Annotated in this window: 13 protein-coding genes and 1 riboswitch; of the genes, 5 read left to right on the forward strand and 8 right to left on the reverse strand. The window is 53.7% G+C overall.

Going from position 1 to position 18187, the window contains the following annotated elements:
- Positions 1 to 11: 11 nt before the first annotated feature.
- The 5 genes from C7123_RS03080 to C7123_RS03105 all read left to right on the forward strand — a co-directional run bounded on the left by C7123_RS03080 (position 12) and on the right by C7123_RS03105 (position 6296).
- Complete coding sequence (locus C7123_RS03080; RefSeq protein WP_107490580.1) at positions 12 to 833, forward strand: DUF3822 family protein; 822 nt, start codon at positions 12 to 14, stop codon at positions 831 to 833.
- Positions 830 to 1375 carry an RsmD family RNA methyltransferase gene (locus tag C7123_RS03085; protein WP_069175738.1) on the forward strand — a complete coding sequence of 182 codons (546 nt, stop codon included), beginning with the start codon at positions 830 to 832 and terminating at the stop codon, positions 1373 to 1375. The genes C7123_RS03080 and C7123_RS03085 overlap by 4 nt, the downstream gene beginning before the upstream one ends.
- A 126-nt stretch (positions 1376 to 1501) precedes the next feature.
- Entirely contained in the window at positions 1502 to 1975 is a 474-nt protein-coding gene (locus tag C7123_RS03090) for an SPOR domain-containing protein (RefSeq protein WP_037984751.1), read from the forward strand.
- Positions 1976 to 2090: 115 nt separating this feature from the next.
- Entirely contained in the window at positions 2091 to 3104 is a 1014-nt protein-coding gene (murB, locus tag C7123_RS03095) for a UDP-N-acetylmuramate dehydrogenase (RefSeq protein ID WP_069175739.1), read from the forward strand.
- A 1130-nt stretch (positions 3105 to 4234) separates the two neighbouring features.
- Positions 4235 to 4449, forward strand: a riboswitch (cobalamin riboswitch).
- Between the two features lie 554 nt (positions 4450 to 5003).
- Positions 5004 to 6296, forward strand: coding sequence for an acetyl-CoA hydrolase/transferase family protein (locus tag C7123_RS03105; RefSeq protein ID WP_037984758.1), 1293 nt, complete (start codon positions 5004 to 5006; stop codon positions 6294 to 6296).
- Here the strand turns inward: C7123_RS03105 and C7123_RS03110 are convergent.
- From C7123_RS03110 to C7123_RS03145, 8 genes are all read right to left on the reverse strand, one after another.
- Positions 6207 to 6917, reverse strand: coding sequence for a TlpA family protein disulfide reductase (locus C7123_RS03110; RefSeq protein ID WP_083206947.1), 711 nt, complete (start codon positions 6915 to 6917; stop codon positions 6207 to 6209). The two genes, C7123_RS03105 and C7123_RS03110, sit on opposite strands and share 90 nt — an antisense overlap.
- 381 nt (positions 6918 to 7298) lie before the next feature.
- Positions 7299 to 8000, reverse strand: a complete 702-nt coding sequence (locus tag C7123_RS03115) for an MgtC/SapB family protein (RefSeq protein WP_069175742.1) — start codon at positions 7998 to 8000, stop codon at positions 7299 to 7301.
- The gene (locus C7123_RS03120; RefSeq protein ID WP_159049816.1) at positions 7997 to 9163 is read right to left on the reverse strand and encodes an alpha/beta hydrolase family protein; all 1167 of its coding nucleotides are present in this window, start codon (positions 9161 to 9163) and stop codon (positions 7997 to 7999) included. Before C7123_RS03120 ends, C7123_RS03115 begins: the two co-directional genes overlap by 4 nt.
- Before the next feature lie 177 nt (positions 9164 to 9340).
- On the reverse strand, positions 9341 to 11587 hold the full coding sequence (locus C7123_RS03125; protein ID WP_069175744.1) for a leucine-rich repeat domain-containing protein: 2247 nt from the start codon (positions 11585 to 11587) through the stop codon (positions 9341 to 9343).
- Positions 11588 to 11749: 162 nt separating this feature from the next.
- Positions 11750 to 12670, reverse strand: a complete 921-nt coding sequence (locus C7123_RS03130) for a dihydroorotate dehydrogenase (RefSeq protein ID WP_069175745.1) — start codon at positions 12668 to 12670, stop codon at positions 11750 to 11752.
- Positions 12658 to 13452 (reverse strand): dihydroorotate dehydrogenase electron transfer subunit, encoded by a 795-nt coding sequence (locus tag C7123_RS03135; RefSeq protein WP_069175746.1) that lies wholly within the window; start codon positions 13450 to 13452, stop codon positions 12658 to 12660. Before C7123_RS03135 ends, C7123_RS03130 begins: the two co-directional genes overlap by 13 nt.
- Before the next feature lie 210 nt (positions 13453 to 13662).
- On the reverse strand, positions 13663 to 14385 hold the full coding sequence (locus tag C7123_RS03140) for a DUF6261 family protein (RefSeq protein ID WP_159049817.1): 723 nt from the start codon (positions 14383 to 14385) through the stop codon (positions 13663 to 13665).
- 548 nt (positions 14386 to 14933) lie between these two features.
- Entirely contained in the window at positions 14934 to 17933 is a 3000-nt protein-coding gene (locus C7123_RS03145) for a glycoside hydrolase family 3 N-terminal domain-containing protein (protein WP_069175748.1), read from the reverse strand.
- Positions 17934 to 18187: the final 254 nt, after the last annotated feature.

Genomic DNA, 18187 nt, shown 5'->3' on the forward strand with positions numbered 1-18187 from the left:
AGAAGTATCGAATGAGCCTTCGTGTTCCCGACTCGCTCACCGCGAGTAATTCAGAAGGATATAGAACGTCTGTCCGGCTTTGGCCGGGCGGACTTTCTTTTTCCGGTGGGATCCCTTCGGACGAGGGATCCTTTTTCTGTGAAGAAACGGAGGTCGACGTCACTCGCTCCCCCCTCCAGACACTCCGGGATCTCTTCCGTGAACACCCCTTTCTCAGCTATCCCTACGCCGCCGTCCGCATCATTACCTCCGAACCGAACTACACCATAGTGCCCGAGGCGATCTACGAAGACGAAGCCAAAGAGCGCCTCTATCGCTTCACCTTCGCCACACCCGTCGAGACCGTTGTCGCCCAACCCTTGCGCGAACTGGAGTCCGTGCTGCTCTTTGGTCTGAGGCGCGATATGCACGATTTCATCGCCCAAACACTCCCCACTGCACACTGGGAGCACACCCTCGCCTCACTGCTCATCGGGTGGCACGAACGGAGTCTACGTGCACTTCACGCCCACATGTACGCCGTCGTCCAAGACCGCACGATGGACGTTGCCTGCTTCGATCGGGGCGTCCTGCGGTTCGTCAACCGATTCGAGGTCGAGAACCACGACGACATGATGTACTACCTGCTTTACGTCTGGAAACAGCTCGAGCTCGACCAACGCAACGATACGCTCACCCTATCGGCCGTCGCCTCCGTCGCTTTCGACCTCAAAGAGCAACTCCAGACCTACCTCCGAGACATCCGCGTGGAAGCCATTCAGACGCTCTATCGCGCTGATGATCGCGCAGCCACCGTCGGTCGTCTAACCGTCACACCCACCACGAACACATGAGAATCATCCGAGGAATCTACGGCCGACGACGCTTCCAAGTCCCGTCCACATTCGCCGCCCGACCTACCACCGACTTTGCGAAAGAGAACCTCTTCAACGTGCTCGAAAACCTCGTCACTTGGGACGACACACAGGCCCTCGACCTCTTTTCTGGCACCGGCAGCATTGCCTTCGAGCTGCTCTCGCGCGGCTGCAGTCGCGTCACAGCCGTCGAGTCCGACCGCACGCACGCAGCCTTCATCGCCGACGTGGCCCGCCGCCTCGCCCCCCCATCGGGCACCTTCACACTCGTCCGTGGCGACGCCTTCCGCTACCTCCGCACAGCCCCGCCCTTCGACCTCATCTTTGCCGATCCCCCCTACGCCCTCCCCCGATTACCCGAGCTCCCCGAAGCCATTCTGGGCCGCGATCTGCTCCGCCCCGGAGGCCTCTTCATCCTCGAACATCCCGGCTCGTACGACTTCTCCACCCACCCCCTCTTCACCGAAATGCGCACCTATGGCGCTGTCCATTTTTCCCTCTTTCACGCCCCCAAAGAGTGACCGACCGTAGGAGTAAAATCTTCTACGAAAGGCCCCCAAAGCCGCTCCCTATAAGACATTTCACCCACGAAAAGAGGAATTTGTTTCTATATTTGCCCCCGTTAATTCAAATAACATCAAACAGATATGAAAAGGATAGGATTGTTAGGAGTTACTCTTTGCTTAGTCTTTGCGATCGGCACCGTTTCGTGCAAATCAAAACAGAGCGCCTACAAAGCAGCCTACGAGCAGGCCAAGGAACGCGAGATATCAAGCGACGAGCCCACAGACGAAGAGATCGCCCCCGTAACCAAGTCGAAAGACTCCGGCGAGACACGACAAGAGAAAATCACCCCCGTAGAGGGTGAAGACGCCGATGCCATCAAGCTCTACAGCGTCGTAGTCGGCAGCTTTAAGAACCGCACCAACGCATTCTCCCTCAAGGAACGCATGCAGAACGAAGGCTACACCCCCGTCCTTGGCGAAAACGAGCAAGGCATGCTCCGCGTCATCGTCACCAGCTTTGAAACCAAAGCTGAGGCCGAAAAGAGCCGCGACGCCATCCGCGCGAAGTATCGCCCCAACTTCCAGGACGCATGGGTTTTGGAACGCACCTATTGATCTCCCATGGCCGGGGTAGTTGAGCCCAAACGACCATAAACAAGGATGTCCGCCCCACACCACGGGCCGGCATCCTTTTTTTATCCTCATCCGAAACACACACATATTCATTGACATGCGCATCGAAAAAAACTTCTCCCTCAAGGATCACAACACCTTCCACCTGCCCGTCCGCACCCGCTGGTTCATGGAGTACGACAACGAAGACGAGCTCGGTCGCATCCTCCGCGACGAATACTTCCAAGAGCTCCGCTCCCTCCACATCGGCGCCGGCAGCAACCTCCTCTTTGTCGCCGACTTTAACGGCATCATCGTCCACTCCCGCATCCGCGGCATCGGTGTCGCTCGCGAGACCGACACCGAGGTCATCCTCCGTATCGGCGCCGCCGAACCCTGGGACGACGTCGTCCGCTACGCCGTCAGCCGCGGCTGGGGCGGCATCGAAAACCTCTCCCACATCCCCGGCGAAGCCGGCGCCGCCGCAGTCCAGAACATCGGCGCCTATGGCGTCGAACTGAAGGACGTCGTCGACAGCGTCGAGACCTTCAACCAGCTCACTTTCGAGCCCCACACCTACACCGTCGACGCCTGCCAATACGCCTACCGCCATAGCATCTTCAAGGACGAACAGCGCGATCCGCACATCGTCACCCACCTCAACTTGCGACTCCAAAAGCGCCCCGTCCTTCGCCTCGACTACGCCCCCCTACGCGACGCCCTCAGCGCTCTCACCAGCCCCACCGTCAGCGACGTTCGCGAGGCCGTCGGCGCCATTCGCCACAGCAAACTGCCCAACCCCGAACGCCTCGGAAACGCCGGCAGCTTCTTCATGAACCCCCTCGTCGACCGCGCCCAGTTCGACGCCCTCCGCGCTCTCCACCCCGACATCCCGTCCTATCCTGCGCCCGACGGACGCGTCAAAATCCCCGCCGGCTGGCTCATCGAGCGCTGCGGATTCAAAGGCCTCCGCGAGGGTGAAGTCGGCGTTTACGAACACCAAGCGCTCATCATCGTCAACCACGGCCACGCCACCGGCGACGAGATCGCCCTCTTTGCCGAGCGCATCCGCCGCACCGTCAGCGATCGCTTCGGCATCCTCCTCACGCCCGAAGTCCGCTACGTGGAATAACCCACCCGTGGCCCGAAAATCAGAGAGAGGTGGCGCCAAAAAGGCGTCGCCTCTCTTTGTTTTATGCCAAAATGACACGGCAAACACCCCAACACCATCCCCGTAGCCATTTTTCAGCTCACTGAAGACCTAAACGACAACTCCGCCAGCCATTTTCGGATCACCGAAGCCCCCAACGCCATCCCCGCGGCTCTTTTTCGGCTTACCTAACATCTCAACCACATCTCCTCGGCCCTTTTTCGACCCACCAAACACCTCAACCACATCTCCTCGGCCCATTCTCGGCTCGCCGAAGGTCTCAACGACAACTCCTCCAGCCTTTTTCGGCTCACCGAACATCCCAACCACAACTCCGCAGCCCCCGATCCGTTCGCGAAGATCTTAAGCACCTCTCCGACACACCCTCTCTTTTTCTCTCAGGCCTAAACGCCCTCATTTTTATCCGTTCGGAATCTTCCGAAAGCCTATTACATATTGCTCCCATCAATCGGAACTTCCCGAAGCGTATTGAATATGTGTCACATAGATTCGGGGACTTCCGATCGGATTACTCATCCAATTACAAGTCTCCGGAAGTTTCCGATCAATTAAAACCATACATTTATAGGATTCGGAATCTTCCGAAAGAATAAGATACTTGATAGCAACGATTCGGAAGAATCCGAAATGGAGAAAATCGATAATATAAAGATTCGGATCTATCCGAATGGATAAAATGAGCGCTTTAATTGGATCGGAGATTCCCGAAGGCTTGTATCATAGATGTAGAATGCTTCGGGAGATTCCGAATAATTGATACATGCACTGATATAGGATCGGAGGTTCCCGAATGATTGGAATAGATGAGTAAAGACTTTCGGGAAGTTCCGAATGAGTGAAAACGGGGGCGTTTAGACCTGAGAAAGAAAATGAGGACTTGCCGGACTATGGTTTGAGACTTGCGCAGAAAAAAGCGGGCCCGCGACAAACTGCGGATGGCCTGCGCGAGGGCGAGAGGTGTCCTTGGAGCACTCCGCGGCCGCTTTGCAAGCCGTTTTTGGGGCTTCGGCTACTCGTTTTTCCGCCTAACGGATCGTTTTTGAGGGCATGAAATATTCGGATAGGGCTGGTTGCTCTTATGCGCCTTTTTTTACATTTGCCCCCGAGTTGGTGATTCGATGCTCAACAGTCCAGACTGTCGAACTGAAAAGGGAACCCGGTGAAAGTCCGGGACTGCGTCCTCAGCTGTAAGTTCTTTAGAAAGCGACCCCGCTCTGCAAGCGTCACTTTTTCGTACCACACGAAAAGGGAAGGCCCCGCGGGATCGGGAACAAGTCAGAAGACCTGCCGACTCCGATTTCATTTCCTGTTTGAGGAAAGGCGAGCAGGGAAATTTGACATAGGATTTCAGCATATAGATGAGCCGGCAGGCGAGAGCCGCCGGTACACGAACAGGACGTAGCGCTCCCACCCCCCAGAAGAGGGGATCCATTCGGTGACAGCGAAAGAGACGGATTGGAGCGCGGGCGCCTGTGTGAAAAGAAGAAAAGTCGAACGGGAAGATCGAGCCGCGCGCTCAATTCCGCGTCGTCCGGAAAAGTCTTACGTGGCTACCCCTCAGCACATACGGAGCGGAGGGGGAGACGTGGAGGCCTACGGACGGCCGATCGGCCGCGAAGGTCGTGGGGGTGCGTGTCAGCCGTCGGTATACCGGGTACTTGCTGTTTCTGCCCTTTTCTGCACGCGACCTGCAACGATTGAGGATCAGACTTACCGACTCGCTTCGGGATGAATCGAGCGGCGAGCGCGGCCGTGATATAAAGTGACATAAAGGGTGCGGATGCCTTCGGGTAGCTCGATCTTATCCCACGACTTATTTATAACGAAACACAAACACAACAACCATTGAAAGATACGTGTATGGATAGAAAAGAGATTTTTTCCACACGGACGGTGACGGTTGAAGAGGCCGTGCAGGTGATACGTAACGGTGATCGGGTGGTCTTCTCGCAGGGCGCAGGGATTCCTCAGGTCGTGCCGGAAGAGCTCCTGAAACGTCGTGAGGAGTATGCTGATGTTGAGATTTTTCACATGCTGCGCCCGGGTACAGTCGGCTATGTGTCGGCAGGTATGGAGCGGCATTTTAGGCATTGCGCCGCCTTTGTCTGTGCGGGAACGCGTGAGGCGGTGGCCGCGAATAGGGCGGACTACATGCCGTGTTTCTTCTTCGAGGTGCCGCACTTCTTCCGCAGCGGTCTGCTGCCGGTCGACGTGGCGGTGGTGCAGGTTTCTCCGCCCGATGCGGAGGGCTTTTGCAGCTTCGGGCCGGCGTGCGATTATGTGCCGGCCGCATGCGAAGCGGCTCGCGTGGTGATTGCAGAGATGAACGATCAGATGCCGCGCATTGGTCGGACAAACACGATCCACATCTCAGAGTTAGATTATGTGGTGCCCTGTTCGCGGGCGTTACCCGAGGCGCCACCGCCGGCTATTGGCGCTGTGGAAGAGGCCATCGGGCAATTCTGCGCGCAGCTGGTGGAGGATGGCTCCACGCTGCAGCTGGGCATTGGCGCCATACCGGACGCGGTGCTGCACAGCCTGACGGAAAAGAACGACTTGGGACTGCATACGGAGCTGCTTGCCGATGGGGTGATCGATCTCATCGAGCGGGGCGTGATCAACGGCCGTCGCAAGACGTTGCATCGGGGCGAACACGTGGCGACGTTCCTTCTTGGCACCAGTCGGCTGTATGAGTTTGCGGCCGCATGCCCGGAGGTAGCGCTTTATCCGGTAGATCACGTGAATCATCCGTTTGTGATTATGAAGAACGAGCGTATGGTGAGCATCAATTCCTGCCTCGAGGTGGATCTGATGGGCCAAGTGAACTCGGAGACGATCGGTCTCCGTCAGTTTAGCGGTGCGGGTGGTCAGGTGGACTATGTGCGCGGCGCGTCGCTATCGCCCGGTGGCAAATCGATCATGGCCATGCCATCGACGGCGGTGCATGGGACGGTGTCGCGGATCGTGCCCTTCTTGTCTCAGGGTGCAGCGGTGACAACGTCGCGCAATGATGTGGACTATGTGGTGACGGAGTATGGCATTGCGCATCTCAAGGCGAAGACCTTACGCGAGCGTGCCCGCAGTCTGATAGCCATTGCGCACCCTTCGTTTCGCGAAGGGCTGATGGAGGAGTTTGTCAGAAGGTTCCGCTGATCTGGCTCGCGCAACTTGGGGGCCGTGCGAGGTGCCTAAAAAGAGAAAGGAGTTGTCCCGCCTGATGCGGTGGGACAACTCCTTTCTGTCGTTCGTAATGGGTTTTGCTTTTGCTACACGGTTTCCGGTCACGATCCGGATCACTTCGCGGGGGCTAAGATCGACGCCTACAATCACGCCCTTGTCGTCAATCAAAAAGTTCCTCAGGCCTTTCTCCAGTCCGTACATCTTGTACAGTGCTGAGGATTTTCCTCTTCGATCGTTCCATTGATTCGTCTTCTCCAAGCCGTCAGCCTTCAGTGTACCCTCGAATACGGACTTCCGTTCGTCCATCGAAATGGAATGCACTGCCAGGAGCGAAGAATCCAGCTCTTTTACACTGTTCCGGAGCTGTATGTTGCGAACGCGGGATTCGGCATCGTAGGCCGCCCAAAAGTTCACCAACGTGTACTGTCCGGCATGTTCTCGGAAGTCGATCGCGCGACCTCCGAACTCCGGAAGGATGATCGCCGGGGCATAGTCCCCGATCTGAAATCCTTCGGTGATACCTGCCCTTTCGGTTCCGACGGATAGGAACAGCGTCGCAACCACTCCGGACAGGATACTTGCTTTGATCTTCATACTTCTCGTTTATGAATTAGACTCGAACCGGGTTTTGCATCGCTTGTAGCGTGTCGGTCGTTAGCGCCTCCGCCTCTCTCTACGCACAAAGGGGGAATCACTGCGTTTGTGGTGGGGCCTCCCGACACGATCAAGAATTGCTTTTCCCGACCCTCCCGATTTTCGGGAGTAGAAACAAAAACGGCCTTCTCCAAGGCCGTTGTTTGTTCCGATCGGCGGCAAATGTAAAGTAAAATATTCCGGCGATCAGAGCTGCTGTTCCTATTTTAGAGTCTGTTCAAGTTTATTTCGGGGACCTCTCCGAGGTGTTTTCAGATCATGTGGAAAAAGGAATTGGTGGCGATGAAGACTCTTATTAGGTGGCATATCGCGGAGAGGATCTTAGTCGAAAATCTTAATTTGCGCCACGTAACCAGTCTGGCGGAGGTCGGCAAAGAGAGCCGTGTAGGAGGAGCGCGCCTTGACGTTCACCTTACATGTTAGTACGGCGGTGTCTGTCGTATAGTCCGCTTCATAGGAGTTACTCATCAGGTAGACCTGTTGCCGATCGAGGATGCGTCGAAAGACCTTGATGTCGGGCTCAGACGTGGAGCAGACCACGACCAAGATCTTATTTACACCCCCTGCGCAGGTGCGCTTCTCGAGATGTTCTAATAGTGTGAGGACGGACACGGTTAGGAGCGTCAGGATAATAGCCGGCAGAAACATGCCCGCTCCAACCGCGAGGCCAATAACCGCTACGACCCATACACCTGCCGCTGTAGTCAATCCATGTACACTGCCTTTACCTTGGATAATGGCACCTGCACCGAGGAAACCAATACCAGTGAGCACCTGCGCCGCGATACGTCCCGGATCTCCGTTGAGGAAGTTTGGGTAGGTCTGCGGGATCCAAATAGAGACGAGCATAGACATGGTCGATCCGAGGCAGATCAGCGTGAAGGTGCGCAGTCCAGCTTCGCGGCGGCGTGCCTGACGTTCGGCACCGATAACGGCTCCTAAGAGGAATCCTACGAGTAGGCGCACGATTGCCGTACCTGCATCGATCGTGCTACTGTCGATCAGGCGAATCCATTCATTCATGTGTTGCGGTCTTCGGGAAGGTGAAGGATGACATAGAGATAATAGAGGATGCCGGCCTCCTTATGGTTGCCGGGAACTACCCGGAAATCCACTTGGCCGCCGCCTGCTTGATGACGTTCTGCATAAGCACGTGCATTGTCGAGATAGACGGTGCGGTCAGATGCACCGTGGAGCATGACGAAGGCGCAGCGGTTGCGCCAAGGGGTCAGGCTGTTCTCGCTTAGGATAGCATCGATAGGCGCGGAGACATCGGCATCACCGCGGACGAAGGCTTCGGTGAAGAGGTCGGAAGCACGTGTGGGCAATCCATCGGCATACGCCTCATTCATACCATCAAAACGAGACATGAGTTGCTCCGCGTAGGGCGATCGGAGCAGGCTATCCACAGCGATCTTCGGGTATCCGTTGCGCCGGTAGCTATGGATAGCCAGCGGGAGGAGATAAGGCGTCGGAAGGTGGGTAGCCACCTTGGCCTCGTCGGCGATTCGCTTCAAGTCGCAGGGCGTTCCGCCAACCCATAGCCGGTCGATCGTCAGCTCGCTGACGGCCGAGGCATTCGTCTCCATTTCGCGCGCGGTCTGAGTCGCTACATAAGCACCGAGCGAGTAGCCGGTGATCGTCAATTCGCGCTTCCGGCCGTAGTGCATGGCTTGCAATACCTGTTGCGACGCACGGATAAAATCGATGGTCGCGTGCACCATCGGACGTCGCTCCACATAGGGCATGGCACACTGTCCGAAGGATTCGCCAAAGCCGGGATAGTCTGGCATGAGTACTACGTACCCACGCGATGCCTGTAATATGCCAAAAAGCATATAGGCCTCGAGCCGCGCGGGTACATAGTCTGCTATTTGTTGTGTAGGTGTTTGTCGATTGAGAACGTAGGTGTATGGCAATGCCAACAATTGGCTGTGTATCCGCGCTGAATCGATAGTCGGCGGAAGGAGTAGCAGGCCAGAGAGACGAATCCGTGCAGCGCCACCACTCGGATGCGCCGATGAAAACGTCATCTTCACAGCCCTTACTTGCACCTTACCCGGATAACGCGGCATAGCGCCGATGATGCTGAAGTGAGATAGCCCCAATCCGCGCTCCATCTCCCGAAGGTCATCCTGTGTGAACTCCTTCAGTACGGCCCACTCAGGACTCGAACTCGGTTCCACCGGGCGAGGAGCCGGCTCATTCGCCCTTTCGCAGGAGGTAAGAAGATACAGAACGAGGACGGGAAAAATCTTCCACAGATCTCCCTTCCGGCATTCCATACGGCAACGCTTCCTCCTCTTCGGCTTATTCTCCATATCCGCCATCGGCCTCAACACGCTCAAATACGTACAAACTGCTTATTTATAGACTACTTTCGACATGATCGGATAAGCAAGTTTGGAATAAATCACCTCCTGCGGACAGTAAAGTGTTTCCAACGTAGGCATCGGCGCCGACTCCAAAAACTTCAGCTTTAAGTTCTTTCGTACGTCCACCACCGTCAGTCGGTTGCCCATACAACGCAGACGCTTCAGTGCGGCATTACGCGACACATCCAGTTGAGTCAGGCGGTTATTCGCGCAATTCAGCGATACAAGCTCCGTATTAATGGCCACATCCAGATTGTCCAGCAGATTGCCATTGCAGGCAAAGTCAGCCAATACGAGGTTCTTCGACACGTCCACCTTGCTCAAAGCGTTCATACCACAATCTAACGTGCCTAATTTTTTATTCCGTGACACATCGATCGCGGTCAATTGGTTCCCGCTACAATCTAAATAGTTAAGCCCATCGAGGTGCGACACCGTGAGCAACTTCAATTTGTTTTTGCTGCAATTCAATGTATCTAACCTTCGGTTATTGGCAATGTTAAGCTCCGCAAGATGGTTGTTTCCACACTTTAGCGCCTCCAATTCAGGATTTTTGGTTACGTCCAATCGAATCAAGCGAATGCTATTACATCCCAGCGTACGAAGAGCGGGATTCCGACTTACATCCAGGTTAATCAGATTGTTGTCAGAACATTCCAGATCTACCAATTTGGGATTAGCCTTCACGTTCAAATAGTGCAGCTTATTTCGTGCGCAATCCAACGAACGAAGCGCTGGAAAGTAACTCATATCCAACGTGGTGATTCGATTGTCCTGACATTTTAGCTCCTCTAACGAGGTGAAATATTCGAGTCCTTCCACCGAGGATAAATTCAATCCGGAGCAATCCATCGATGTGACCGCACGCGCCTCCGCACCAGATATTTCACCATTCCCATCCGTGTCAAATGATTGAACAAGGAACGTCTTGAACTCTGCATCAGGTACGGATACGATACCATTGTACGACCGTATGGAGGCGCGTCGACTTTCTTCGGCTACTCGCTTAGCTTCCTCAGCTTTACGTGCTTCCTCTCGGCGATATTCCTCATCAAAAAAGATCTCTCGCGCCGTGCGGGTATGCGTTGCCGGTTGTGCTTTCTCCTCTTTCGTTTCTGGCGCGGCGGTTGATATGGAACGAACTGGGGCGGCTTGCGCAAAATCAGGCAGGTTCTTCACATCCACATCGGCCACTTCCGGATGAGACGGTTCTGCCAACGGAGCAACTTCTGCCACTGCCGTCTCCCGATCTACACGATAAGTTGTTACTGAGGCCGTCTGATAGCTGAGTGTACGATAAGCCTGATTCTTGATGAGTCGTACAGCCGTAAGGGTGGGGATGGCATTGCAATAAAGCTGTTTTAACTCCGGATTATGCGTGACGTCCAACTCCGCCAGACGGTTGATGCTACATTCTAACTCGGTCAGTGCAGCATTCTGCGAGACGTCCAATCGCGTCAATCTGTTGTTGCCACAGTCTAAGTCAGTCAATGCAGTGTTACGCGATAAATCTATCGAATCCAATCGATTGTGGCCGCAATAGAGCTGACGCAAGGCCCCATTCTGTAACACATCAAGCGAAGCCAATCGGTTGTCGTTGCAATAGAGTTGCTCCAAACCTACGGCCGGACTGGCGTCAAGTGTCGTCAATTGATTCTCTGCACAATTCAGCCAACGCAGCGAGGGGCAACCCTGAAGGTCTAATGCCTCCAGTTGATTCATGCTGCAATTCATCAACGATAAGGATGGGCAGTCCGCCGTCTGTAAACGCTTCAAACGATTGTTATCGCAGAGCAATTCTTCAAGCTCTTTCCGCCCACTCACATCCAAAGCGCTGAGTTTGTTGTTTCGGCAATGCAGCTCCCGCAGAGCGGCGTTGTGCGATACGTTGATCTGCTCCAAGCTATTATTATCACAGCGGAGCACTTTGAGCGATGGATTTTGACTGACATCAATTTGTGTCAGCCCACCCCGCTCAAACGGGTTCGCATAGGAACAATCCAGCTCCTCCAGTGCTGTAAATGCCTCAATCCCACTTAGCGACTGTAGGGGGCGATCCGTGTATTCGATCTTTCGTACAGCTTGCGCTTCGGCAGCTGAGATCTCGCCGTTACCATCTGCATCGAAAGACGTTACTAAGTAGGCCTTAAAATCCGCATCCGGGATTACAACAGTCTGCGCACTTGCATAGAGCAGCGATGACGCAGCAAATAAAACGATGATATTCTTCTTCATATACAATATATATAGCCTAATCCGAACTAAGAGCTACAATCTACAAGCGAAAAACGAATCATCATCTGAGCCGGATGCCTGATCATAAACAGGCATCCTGCGATATGGGTTTTTAGCTGTTTTGTCGTTAGCCGTTAGTGTATAGTTTTCAGCTTTTACAGGTTAGCTGTCTGTCTCTAATGCCCCCACTAATTCCGATGCGTGATAAAATCCATGCCGTTCACAATAAGCCGCTATGCCGTCGATCACCTTGAGCGAGACGGTGGGATCAACAAAATTTGAGGTGCCAATCTGCACCGAAGTCGCTCCGGCCAACATAAACTCTACGGCATCTCGCCACGAGGCGATACCGCCCAACCCGATCACAGGTATGCGTACCGCTTTTGCCGTTTGCCACACCATACGCAGTGCAATCGGCTTCACGCAAGGGCCTGAGAGTCCGCCTGTCACTGTGGAGAGGATCGGTCTTCTGCGCTCCGCATCGACAGCCATTCCCAGCAGGGTATTGATCAGCGATACCGCATCTGCCCCCTCGGCTTCTACGGCGCGCGCGATCTCCGTGATGTCTGTCACATTCGGTGAGAGCTTCACGATCAGGGTCCGCGGATAGACACGTCGCACGGAACGCACTACTTCCGCTGCGGACGCAGCGCATAACCCGAAACCCATTCCCCCTTGCTTCACATTCGGACAAGAGATATTGAGTTCAATGGCCGGTATATCGTCTAATGCGGCGATCTTCTCCGCACATTCCACGTAAGTCTCGACCGTAGACCCGCCTACATTGACGATCATCGCGGTGTCTATCGATCGGATCGTGGGATAGATTTTATCTGCAAAATAGTCTACACCGCGATTCTGCAATCCGACAGCATTCAACATGCCGGCCGGAGTCTCCGCCATGCGTGGATAAGGATTTCCCTGCCTCGGTTCAGCCGTCGTGCCCTTGACGATAATCGCGCCCAAACGACTGATATCCATCAAATCCGCATATTCCAACCCATAACCAAAGGTGCCAGAAGCGGTCATCACGGGATTCTTAAGCACTAAGTGCTCGCCTATGTGCGTCGTTAAATCGGCCATGTCAATCTATCTATGTTAAAGACTGGACCTTCTGTGCAGGTGCAAACACGTCCTGCATCGGTCGTATCCTCTACGCAGCAAAGGCAAGCCCCTATGCCGCATCCCATCATGTTTTCAAGCGAGACTTCGCAAGGTGTTTCTGTGCGCCGTGCCTGTTTGGCTACGGCCATCATCATCGGTTTTGGCCCGCAGGAATAGATACGTTCGAAAGATGCCTGCTTCCAAATGGAGTGATCCGTCACGAAGCCGCGTTCACCCATCGATCCATCTTCGGTAGACACGTAGACGTCGCCATAGGCTGCATAGGCCTCACGTTGGGCTATGCCATCAGCCGACCGTGCTCCGATTAAAAAAGTGGGGGTAAGACCGCTCTCACGGAGCGCCTTACCGAGATAAAGCATCGGCGCCGCGCCTACTCCGCCGCCAACCAAAAGATAGTTCTTAGCATTCGACGGCACAGCGTGCGGTACTGTAAATCCATTGCCCAGTGGCAACAGGATATTCACAATGTCGCCCGACTTATAGCGTGCCATGCGCCGCGTCCCATCGCCTATCGGAAGCACCAATAGCCATAGCTCATTGCGCTCCCGGTCGATATTATGAATGGATATAGGACGCCTAAGCAGCGTGCCGGGAGAATCATCTACGCGAATCTCTACAAACTGCCCCGGATCCATTTCGGGCAACTGCTCACTGTCGGAGGTCAGTTTCAATAAGCTATATCGTCCCTGCAAACATTCGTTGGATACAACTCGCAAGTCGAGCAGGTATTTCTTCTTCATTCCAGTGCTTTATCTCTTGTCTTTTCCTCTAAATAGTTGATGTGTTAGCCCTTATGTAGCTATAAATAGAAGCGAGATCAATCAATATTTGCATGTTGCACTCCACGGCGTATGGGTATCTCATTCCTATTTATCTATACACGGACTAATCGAACCGTATAATGTATATGAAAGTTATCCCCTCCGCCGATCCGCATTGTGGCAAATAGCTTAATCTTTTTTCTCCTCGACTTCGTCATCTTCGGGAAGCTGGATGTCGGGATCATCCTTTTTCTTTCGGTCTGGACGTTCAGACAAATTAGCTTGCTTCATCTCCACATTAATTTCCTCCATCAGCTTCAAATAGGGAGCCTCTCCTTCAATCAGGGCCAATGAATTAATGCGCTGAACGAGTCGTTTGAATTCCTCGTAGAGGTCATCTCTTGTCTTCTGTGTCAGGCCCTTCTTCAACGCGGACTCAAATTCAACACGTTCCTGGTAGGTCCCTTTATACTTCGAATTAGAATCCTTCAGAATCTCCACCCATTTGTCGGCGCCGATTAGGGTTAAGTCGGCCTTGGCTTGGGCGGTGTCATAGTCCTGAAGTAGATTGCTGATGAGTGCTGTCTTCTCGCGCTGCGGTTTAAGGTGCGGCATCTTTCCATAACCCTTCAACACGGGATAGAGGCGCCAAGCAGCATCGGACATGGTCTTTACCGGATAGGTGATGTAAAGCCGTAAATGTCTCCCGAGACCAATGAGCGCGTCGTCGCGTTCGGATCCATGCTTGTGGAGTTTATCCGTCTTACCACTTTTTCGGAGCGGAACTACAGCATCGTCGAAGGCTTTGTATTTCTCATTAAAGATCGCTACTTGATCTTTTAGTTTCAGCGTCTCCAAATCTTCCTTAGCTAAGAAGGTGCTAACATTGCTCATTGCTAAGTAGAAGTTCATGACGCGAATGCGGGATAGATTGACGTGGTGTATCATCTCATATATGTTTTATGCGCTGCAAATATCCGCTATCCATTTTGATTGTACAAATTGGCCGCGATATTCTTTTATTTTATGCGGCGTATTCAAGGCGGTAGATGCTTTGCTTTGCGCGCTGTGTGTATCAACTATAATCATTATATTGTTGCTCGATAAGATTGCAATCAATGGTTCCATCTTGTTGCACTTTTACATGTTCGATCTTGATCAATTGCGATTTCGATGGGGTAGATGATTTGTCTGAATGGAGTCAAATGGGGTATTATGTAACACAAAATAGCTTTCGACTTCAGTCAAATGTACTTCTGTGTTGCTATTTAGTATGCCTGATCAGGATCGAGCGTATATTTGAGTAACAGGTTGGATAAATTGATATAGATCGTATGAGCTAACACGGAACGATTTGGGCGTAAAGCACATAAAAAAGCAGCAAACGAGATGTAACCTACCTCATTTGCTGCTTTACGAAAAGTCTAAATCGTTACGATGTGGCGCTTCACGTCTTGACGTTACTTCTTGAGCGCTTTATAGATAGCATCCTGAATGCGGGAGCGGATACCCAGAGTGGATAGCCGATTATTGTCGCGCGAAGGATTGACGCGATTGCTGAGAAAAATATAGATCATTTGATTATCCGGATCGACCCAGAAACAAGTGCCGGTGAACCCTGTGTGGCCATAGACAGAGGCAGGCGCTAATCGTCCGCATGGTGACGACTTGCCGGGCGTCTTTTCCGGGCGATCGAATCCCAGTCCGCGGCGAGACGCGTGGCTCTGGCTGTGCGTGAACATATTACAAGTAAGGGCCGAGATATAAGACTCACCGCCATAGTTGCCATTATTGAGATAGAGCTGGAGGAGCTTGGCCAAGTCGTCGGCAGAGGAGAAGAGGCCGGCGTTACCCGACACGCCGCCTTGCAGTGCAGCCGCTTCATCATGTACGTATCCGCGTAAGAGTTGATGGCGCATCACGCGATCGTCTTCTGTGGGAACAATGCGTAGCGTATCCATCTTGCGTAAAGGATTATAGGTCGTCGAGGAAGCACCCAGACGAGAAAAGAAATACGTATTGAGCAAACGATCCATAGGTTGGCTGTACACGTTTTCGACGGCCATCTTGAGTAGGATAAAGTTGATGCAGCTATATGTGTATTTTCCACGTGTCCCCAATCGAGAATTGCGAATGTCTCGCATGATATGGTCGCGGAAGGAATCATGTATATACATCCGCCGAGCGACCTCGGTCGTATAGCCTGGTTTGGGGCTGTCCGACAACCAGCTGGGGCTGATCGATGAGGTGCGTAGGCTGCTTGCGGGGAACGCGTTGCGCGACGTATCTGCACATTGGGACGTGCCGTCGTCACACATATAGCTATGATCCGACCGGGCATTTTGATAGAAGGCGATGTAAGGCGTAATTCCAGATTGATGATAAAGCAATTCCTCCACCGTGAAGTCGCTCTTATTAGATCCGCGCAAGGCTGGAACATAGGCGGAGATGGGACTATTTAGGCGAATTAATCCGTCGTCGTAGGCCTTCATCACCGCCGGGAGTGTGCCTGTAGCTTTAGAGACGGACGCGAGATCGTAGACTGCATCGTCGGTGACTTTTCGCGTCTTGCGGCTGTCGTACCATCCGAACGATTTATTATAGACGATCATGCCGTCTTTAGCCACCAACACGCGGCATCCAGGATAGGCACCCTTCGTGACCCCCTCGTTAGCGATGGCGTCGATCTCAGCGAGTCGCGCGGGATCGAAGCCCACTTCTTCGGGGCGATGGTAGCCGAGGCGCGTCTTGGTAGTCGTTAACCCGGCACCCGCTTGGAAGAGTCCGGGGAGAGAAACCGAGAGACGTCCGCGTGCCGGGATACCTCCAAAAATGAGCTGGGCGGCATATTCCTGGGCCGGTACGGTCGACTCGTAAGCCAAAACAACGGCGTCAGCCGTACGGATCGCATCGCGGTGATTACGGAGCGTGTAAGGCGTAGTGAAGAAAGTATATATCGTTTGCTTCTGTCCGAGAAGTTGGAGGAAGTCCGCGCGTTCGGCGCCGCGCGAGGAATAGACGGCGCAGATGACTGTTTCATACGGCTGTAGGCGAGATAGAATATGGCGGAAGTCCGCGTCTCTTGTCGTGGCATAAATTCGGAAAATGTCGACGGGTGCGTAACGGCGGAGCATGCTGAAAAAGGCGTCGCCATCTGCACTGCCGATGGTGACCAGTGCAATGCGCTTCTTATCGAGCTGCTTGATGGGCAGACAGTTGGCGTCGTTCTTAAGTAGCGTGATAGCCGCTTCGTTGAGCTTAGCCACAAGCCAGTCCGCATGAGGCGTATTGAGGCGTTCGGAGAGGCCACGCGTCTCAATGGGTCGATAATGGTTGAGGCCCGCTACATATTTATAAGCAAGAATGCGGCGGCATTTACTTTCGAGGTCTTTACGAGAAATCACGCCGCTATCGAGGGCCGCACGGAGCGCAGCCACGGCCTTGTCAGGCGATGAGGGTGCGAGGGCTATATCATTGCCCGCCTTAATACCACTGAGGGCCGGATTTTCGCGTTCACCGGGGCGAGCGCCACGCATGTTTAAGGCATCCGTAAAGCAGAGACCGCGAAAACCGTCCTTCTTTCGGAGGATCTCCGTCACGATAGTTGGCGAGAGTGAAGCAGCGCGGCCCTGTTCGCCGCCATCGAGGGCGGGAACGCTCAGGTGGCCAGTCATGATGCCTGAGAAGCCCGCCGCAATAAATCGACGGAAGGGAAGCAAGTCGATGCTGTCCATCTGCCGCTCGGAACGATTGACGAGGGGGAGCGTGTAGTGAGAGTCGCTGGAGGTGTTGCCGTGGCCGGGATAATGCTTGGCAACGGCCATAATGTCACGACTTTCGAGTCCGCGGGCATAAGCGATGCCCCGCTTTGCGACCGCTTCGGGATCATCGCCAAAGGAGCGGGTGCCAATAATAGGGTTGCTGGCATTCGTATTCACGTCGACCGACGGCGCAAAGTTGATGTGTATGCCCATCTCGCGACATTGACGGGCCACCTCAGCACCATAATCCTCGATCAGTCGAGTGTCTTGTACGGCACCGAGCATCATGTTTTTAGGGAAGCGCGTGGTGCCACGTAGTCTCATGGAGAGCCCCCACTCACCATCCAAGGCGATAAAGAGGGGTAGGCGGGCGGCCCGTTGTAGTCGGTTCGTGACTTCGGCCTGAGTGCCGGGATCTCCCGTGTGGAAGAGTACGCCACCGATCTTCAGCTCCGAAACATAGCGCTCCAGACGGCGCATATTGGCTGCATCGAGCTTTGGTTCGGCGATAATCATGATCAGTTGTCCGACACGTTCGTCGTCGGTCATGGCGTTATAGACGGAATCGACCCAGCGATTCATTTTTTCGCGGTCAGCCTTGCGGAGGAGGCTTGGTTCGTGCTGCGCCGAGGCTGTGGGCGTGGCGAGAGAGAGGCAAAATGTAAGTAGGAGGGAGAGTAGGAGGGGAATTTTCTTCATGTTTCTGTTCCGTTTGTTTTTTTACGGCCGGCAAAAGTATATGCCACTACAGAAAGGGCAATCGTCGACTAAAGTGGTCTTCGCGCAGAGCTGCACGATGCGTTGGGATGTTGTTAAAAAGCCGCATAATACTTAGATGGGAGTGTGTAAAGAGGCTTTTCTGTCCTTTCTTTGCGGCCGCTTTACGTAATCGCTGGCGGGCAAACACGAGAGACCCGTTATGTTGCGTTTTGTTCGATTTCAAAACATATAAA

Source organism: Tannerella serpentiformis, assembly GCF_003033925.1.
In the GTDB taxonomy this organism is placed as follows: Bacteria; Bacteroidota; Bacteroidia; order Bacteroidales; family Tannerellaceae; genus Tannerella; species Tannerella serpentiformis.

Excerpts from the sequence above, each read along its gene's own strand:
- C7123_RS03090 (WP_037984751.1), top strand. The coding sequence starts at position 1,502 with ATGAAAAGGATAGGATTGTTAGGAGTTACTCTTTGCTTAGTCTTTGCG.
- C7123_RS03085 (WP_069175738.1), top strand. The coding sequence starts at position 830 with ATGAGAATCATCCGAGGAATCTACGGCCGACGACGCTTCCAAGTCCCG.
- C7123_RS03130 (WP_069175745.1), bottom strand. The coding sequence starts at position 12,670 with ATGGCCGATTTAACGACGCACATAGGCGAGCACTTAGTGCTTAAGAAT.
- C7123_RS03110 (WP_083206947.1), bottom strand. The coding sequence starts at position 6,917 with ATGAAGATCAAAGCAAGTATCCTGTCCGGAGTGGTTGCGACGCTGTTC.
- C7123_RS03115 (WP_069175742.1), bottom strand. The coding sequence starts at position 8,000 with ATGAATGAATGGATTCGCCTGATCGACAGTAGCACGATCGATGCAGGT.
- C7123_RS03125 (WP_069175744.1), bottom strand. The coding sequence starts at position 11,587 with ATGAAGAAGAATATCATCGTTTTATTTGCTGCGTCATCGCTGCTCTAT.
- murB (WP_069175739.1), top strand. The coding sequence starts at position 2,091 with ATGCGCATCGAAAAAAACTTCTCCCTCAAGGATCACAACACCTTCCAC.
- C7123_RS03135 (WP_069175746.1), bottom strand. The coding sequence starts at position 13,452 with ATGAAGAAGAAATACCTGCTCGACTTGCGAGTTGTATCCAACGAATGT.
- C7123_RS03080 (WP_107490580.1), top strand. The coding sequence starts at position 12 with ATGAGCCTTCGTGTTCCCGACTCGCTCACCGCGAGTAATTCAGAAGGA.
- C7123_RS03145 (WP_069175748.1), bottom strand. The coding sequence starts at position 17,933 with ATGAAGAAAATTCCCCTCCTACTCTCCCTCCTACTTACATTTTGCCTC.
- C7123_RS03140 (WP_159049817.1), bottom strand. The coding sequence starts at position 14,385 with ATGAACTTCTACTTAGCAATGAGCAATGTTAGCACCTTCTTAGCTAAG.
- C7123_RS03105 (WP_037984758.1), top strand. The coding sequence starts at position 5,004 with ATGGATAGAAAAGAGATTTTTTCCACACGGACGGTGACGGTTGAAGAG.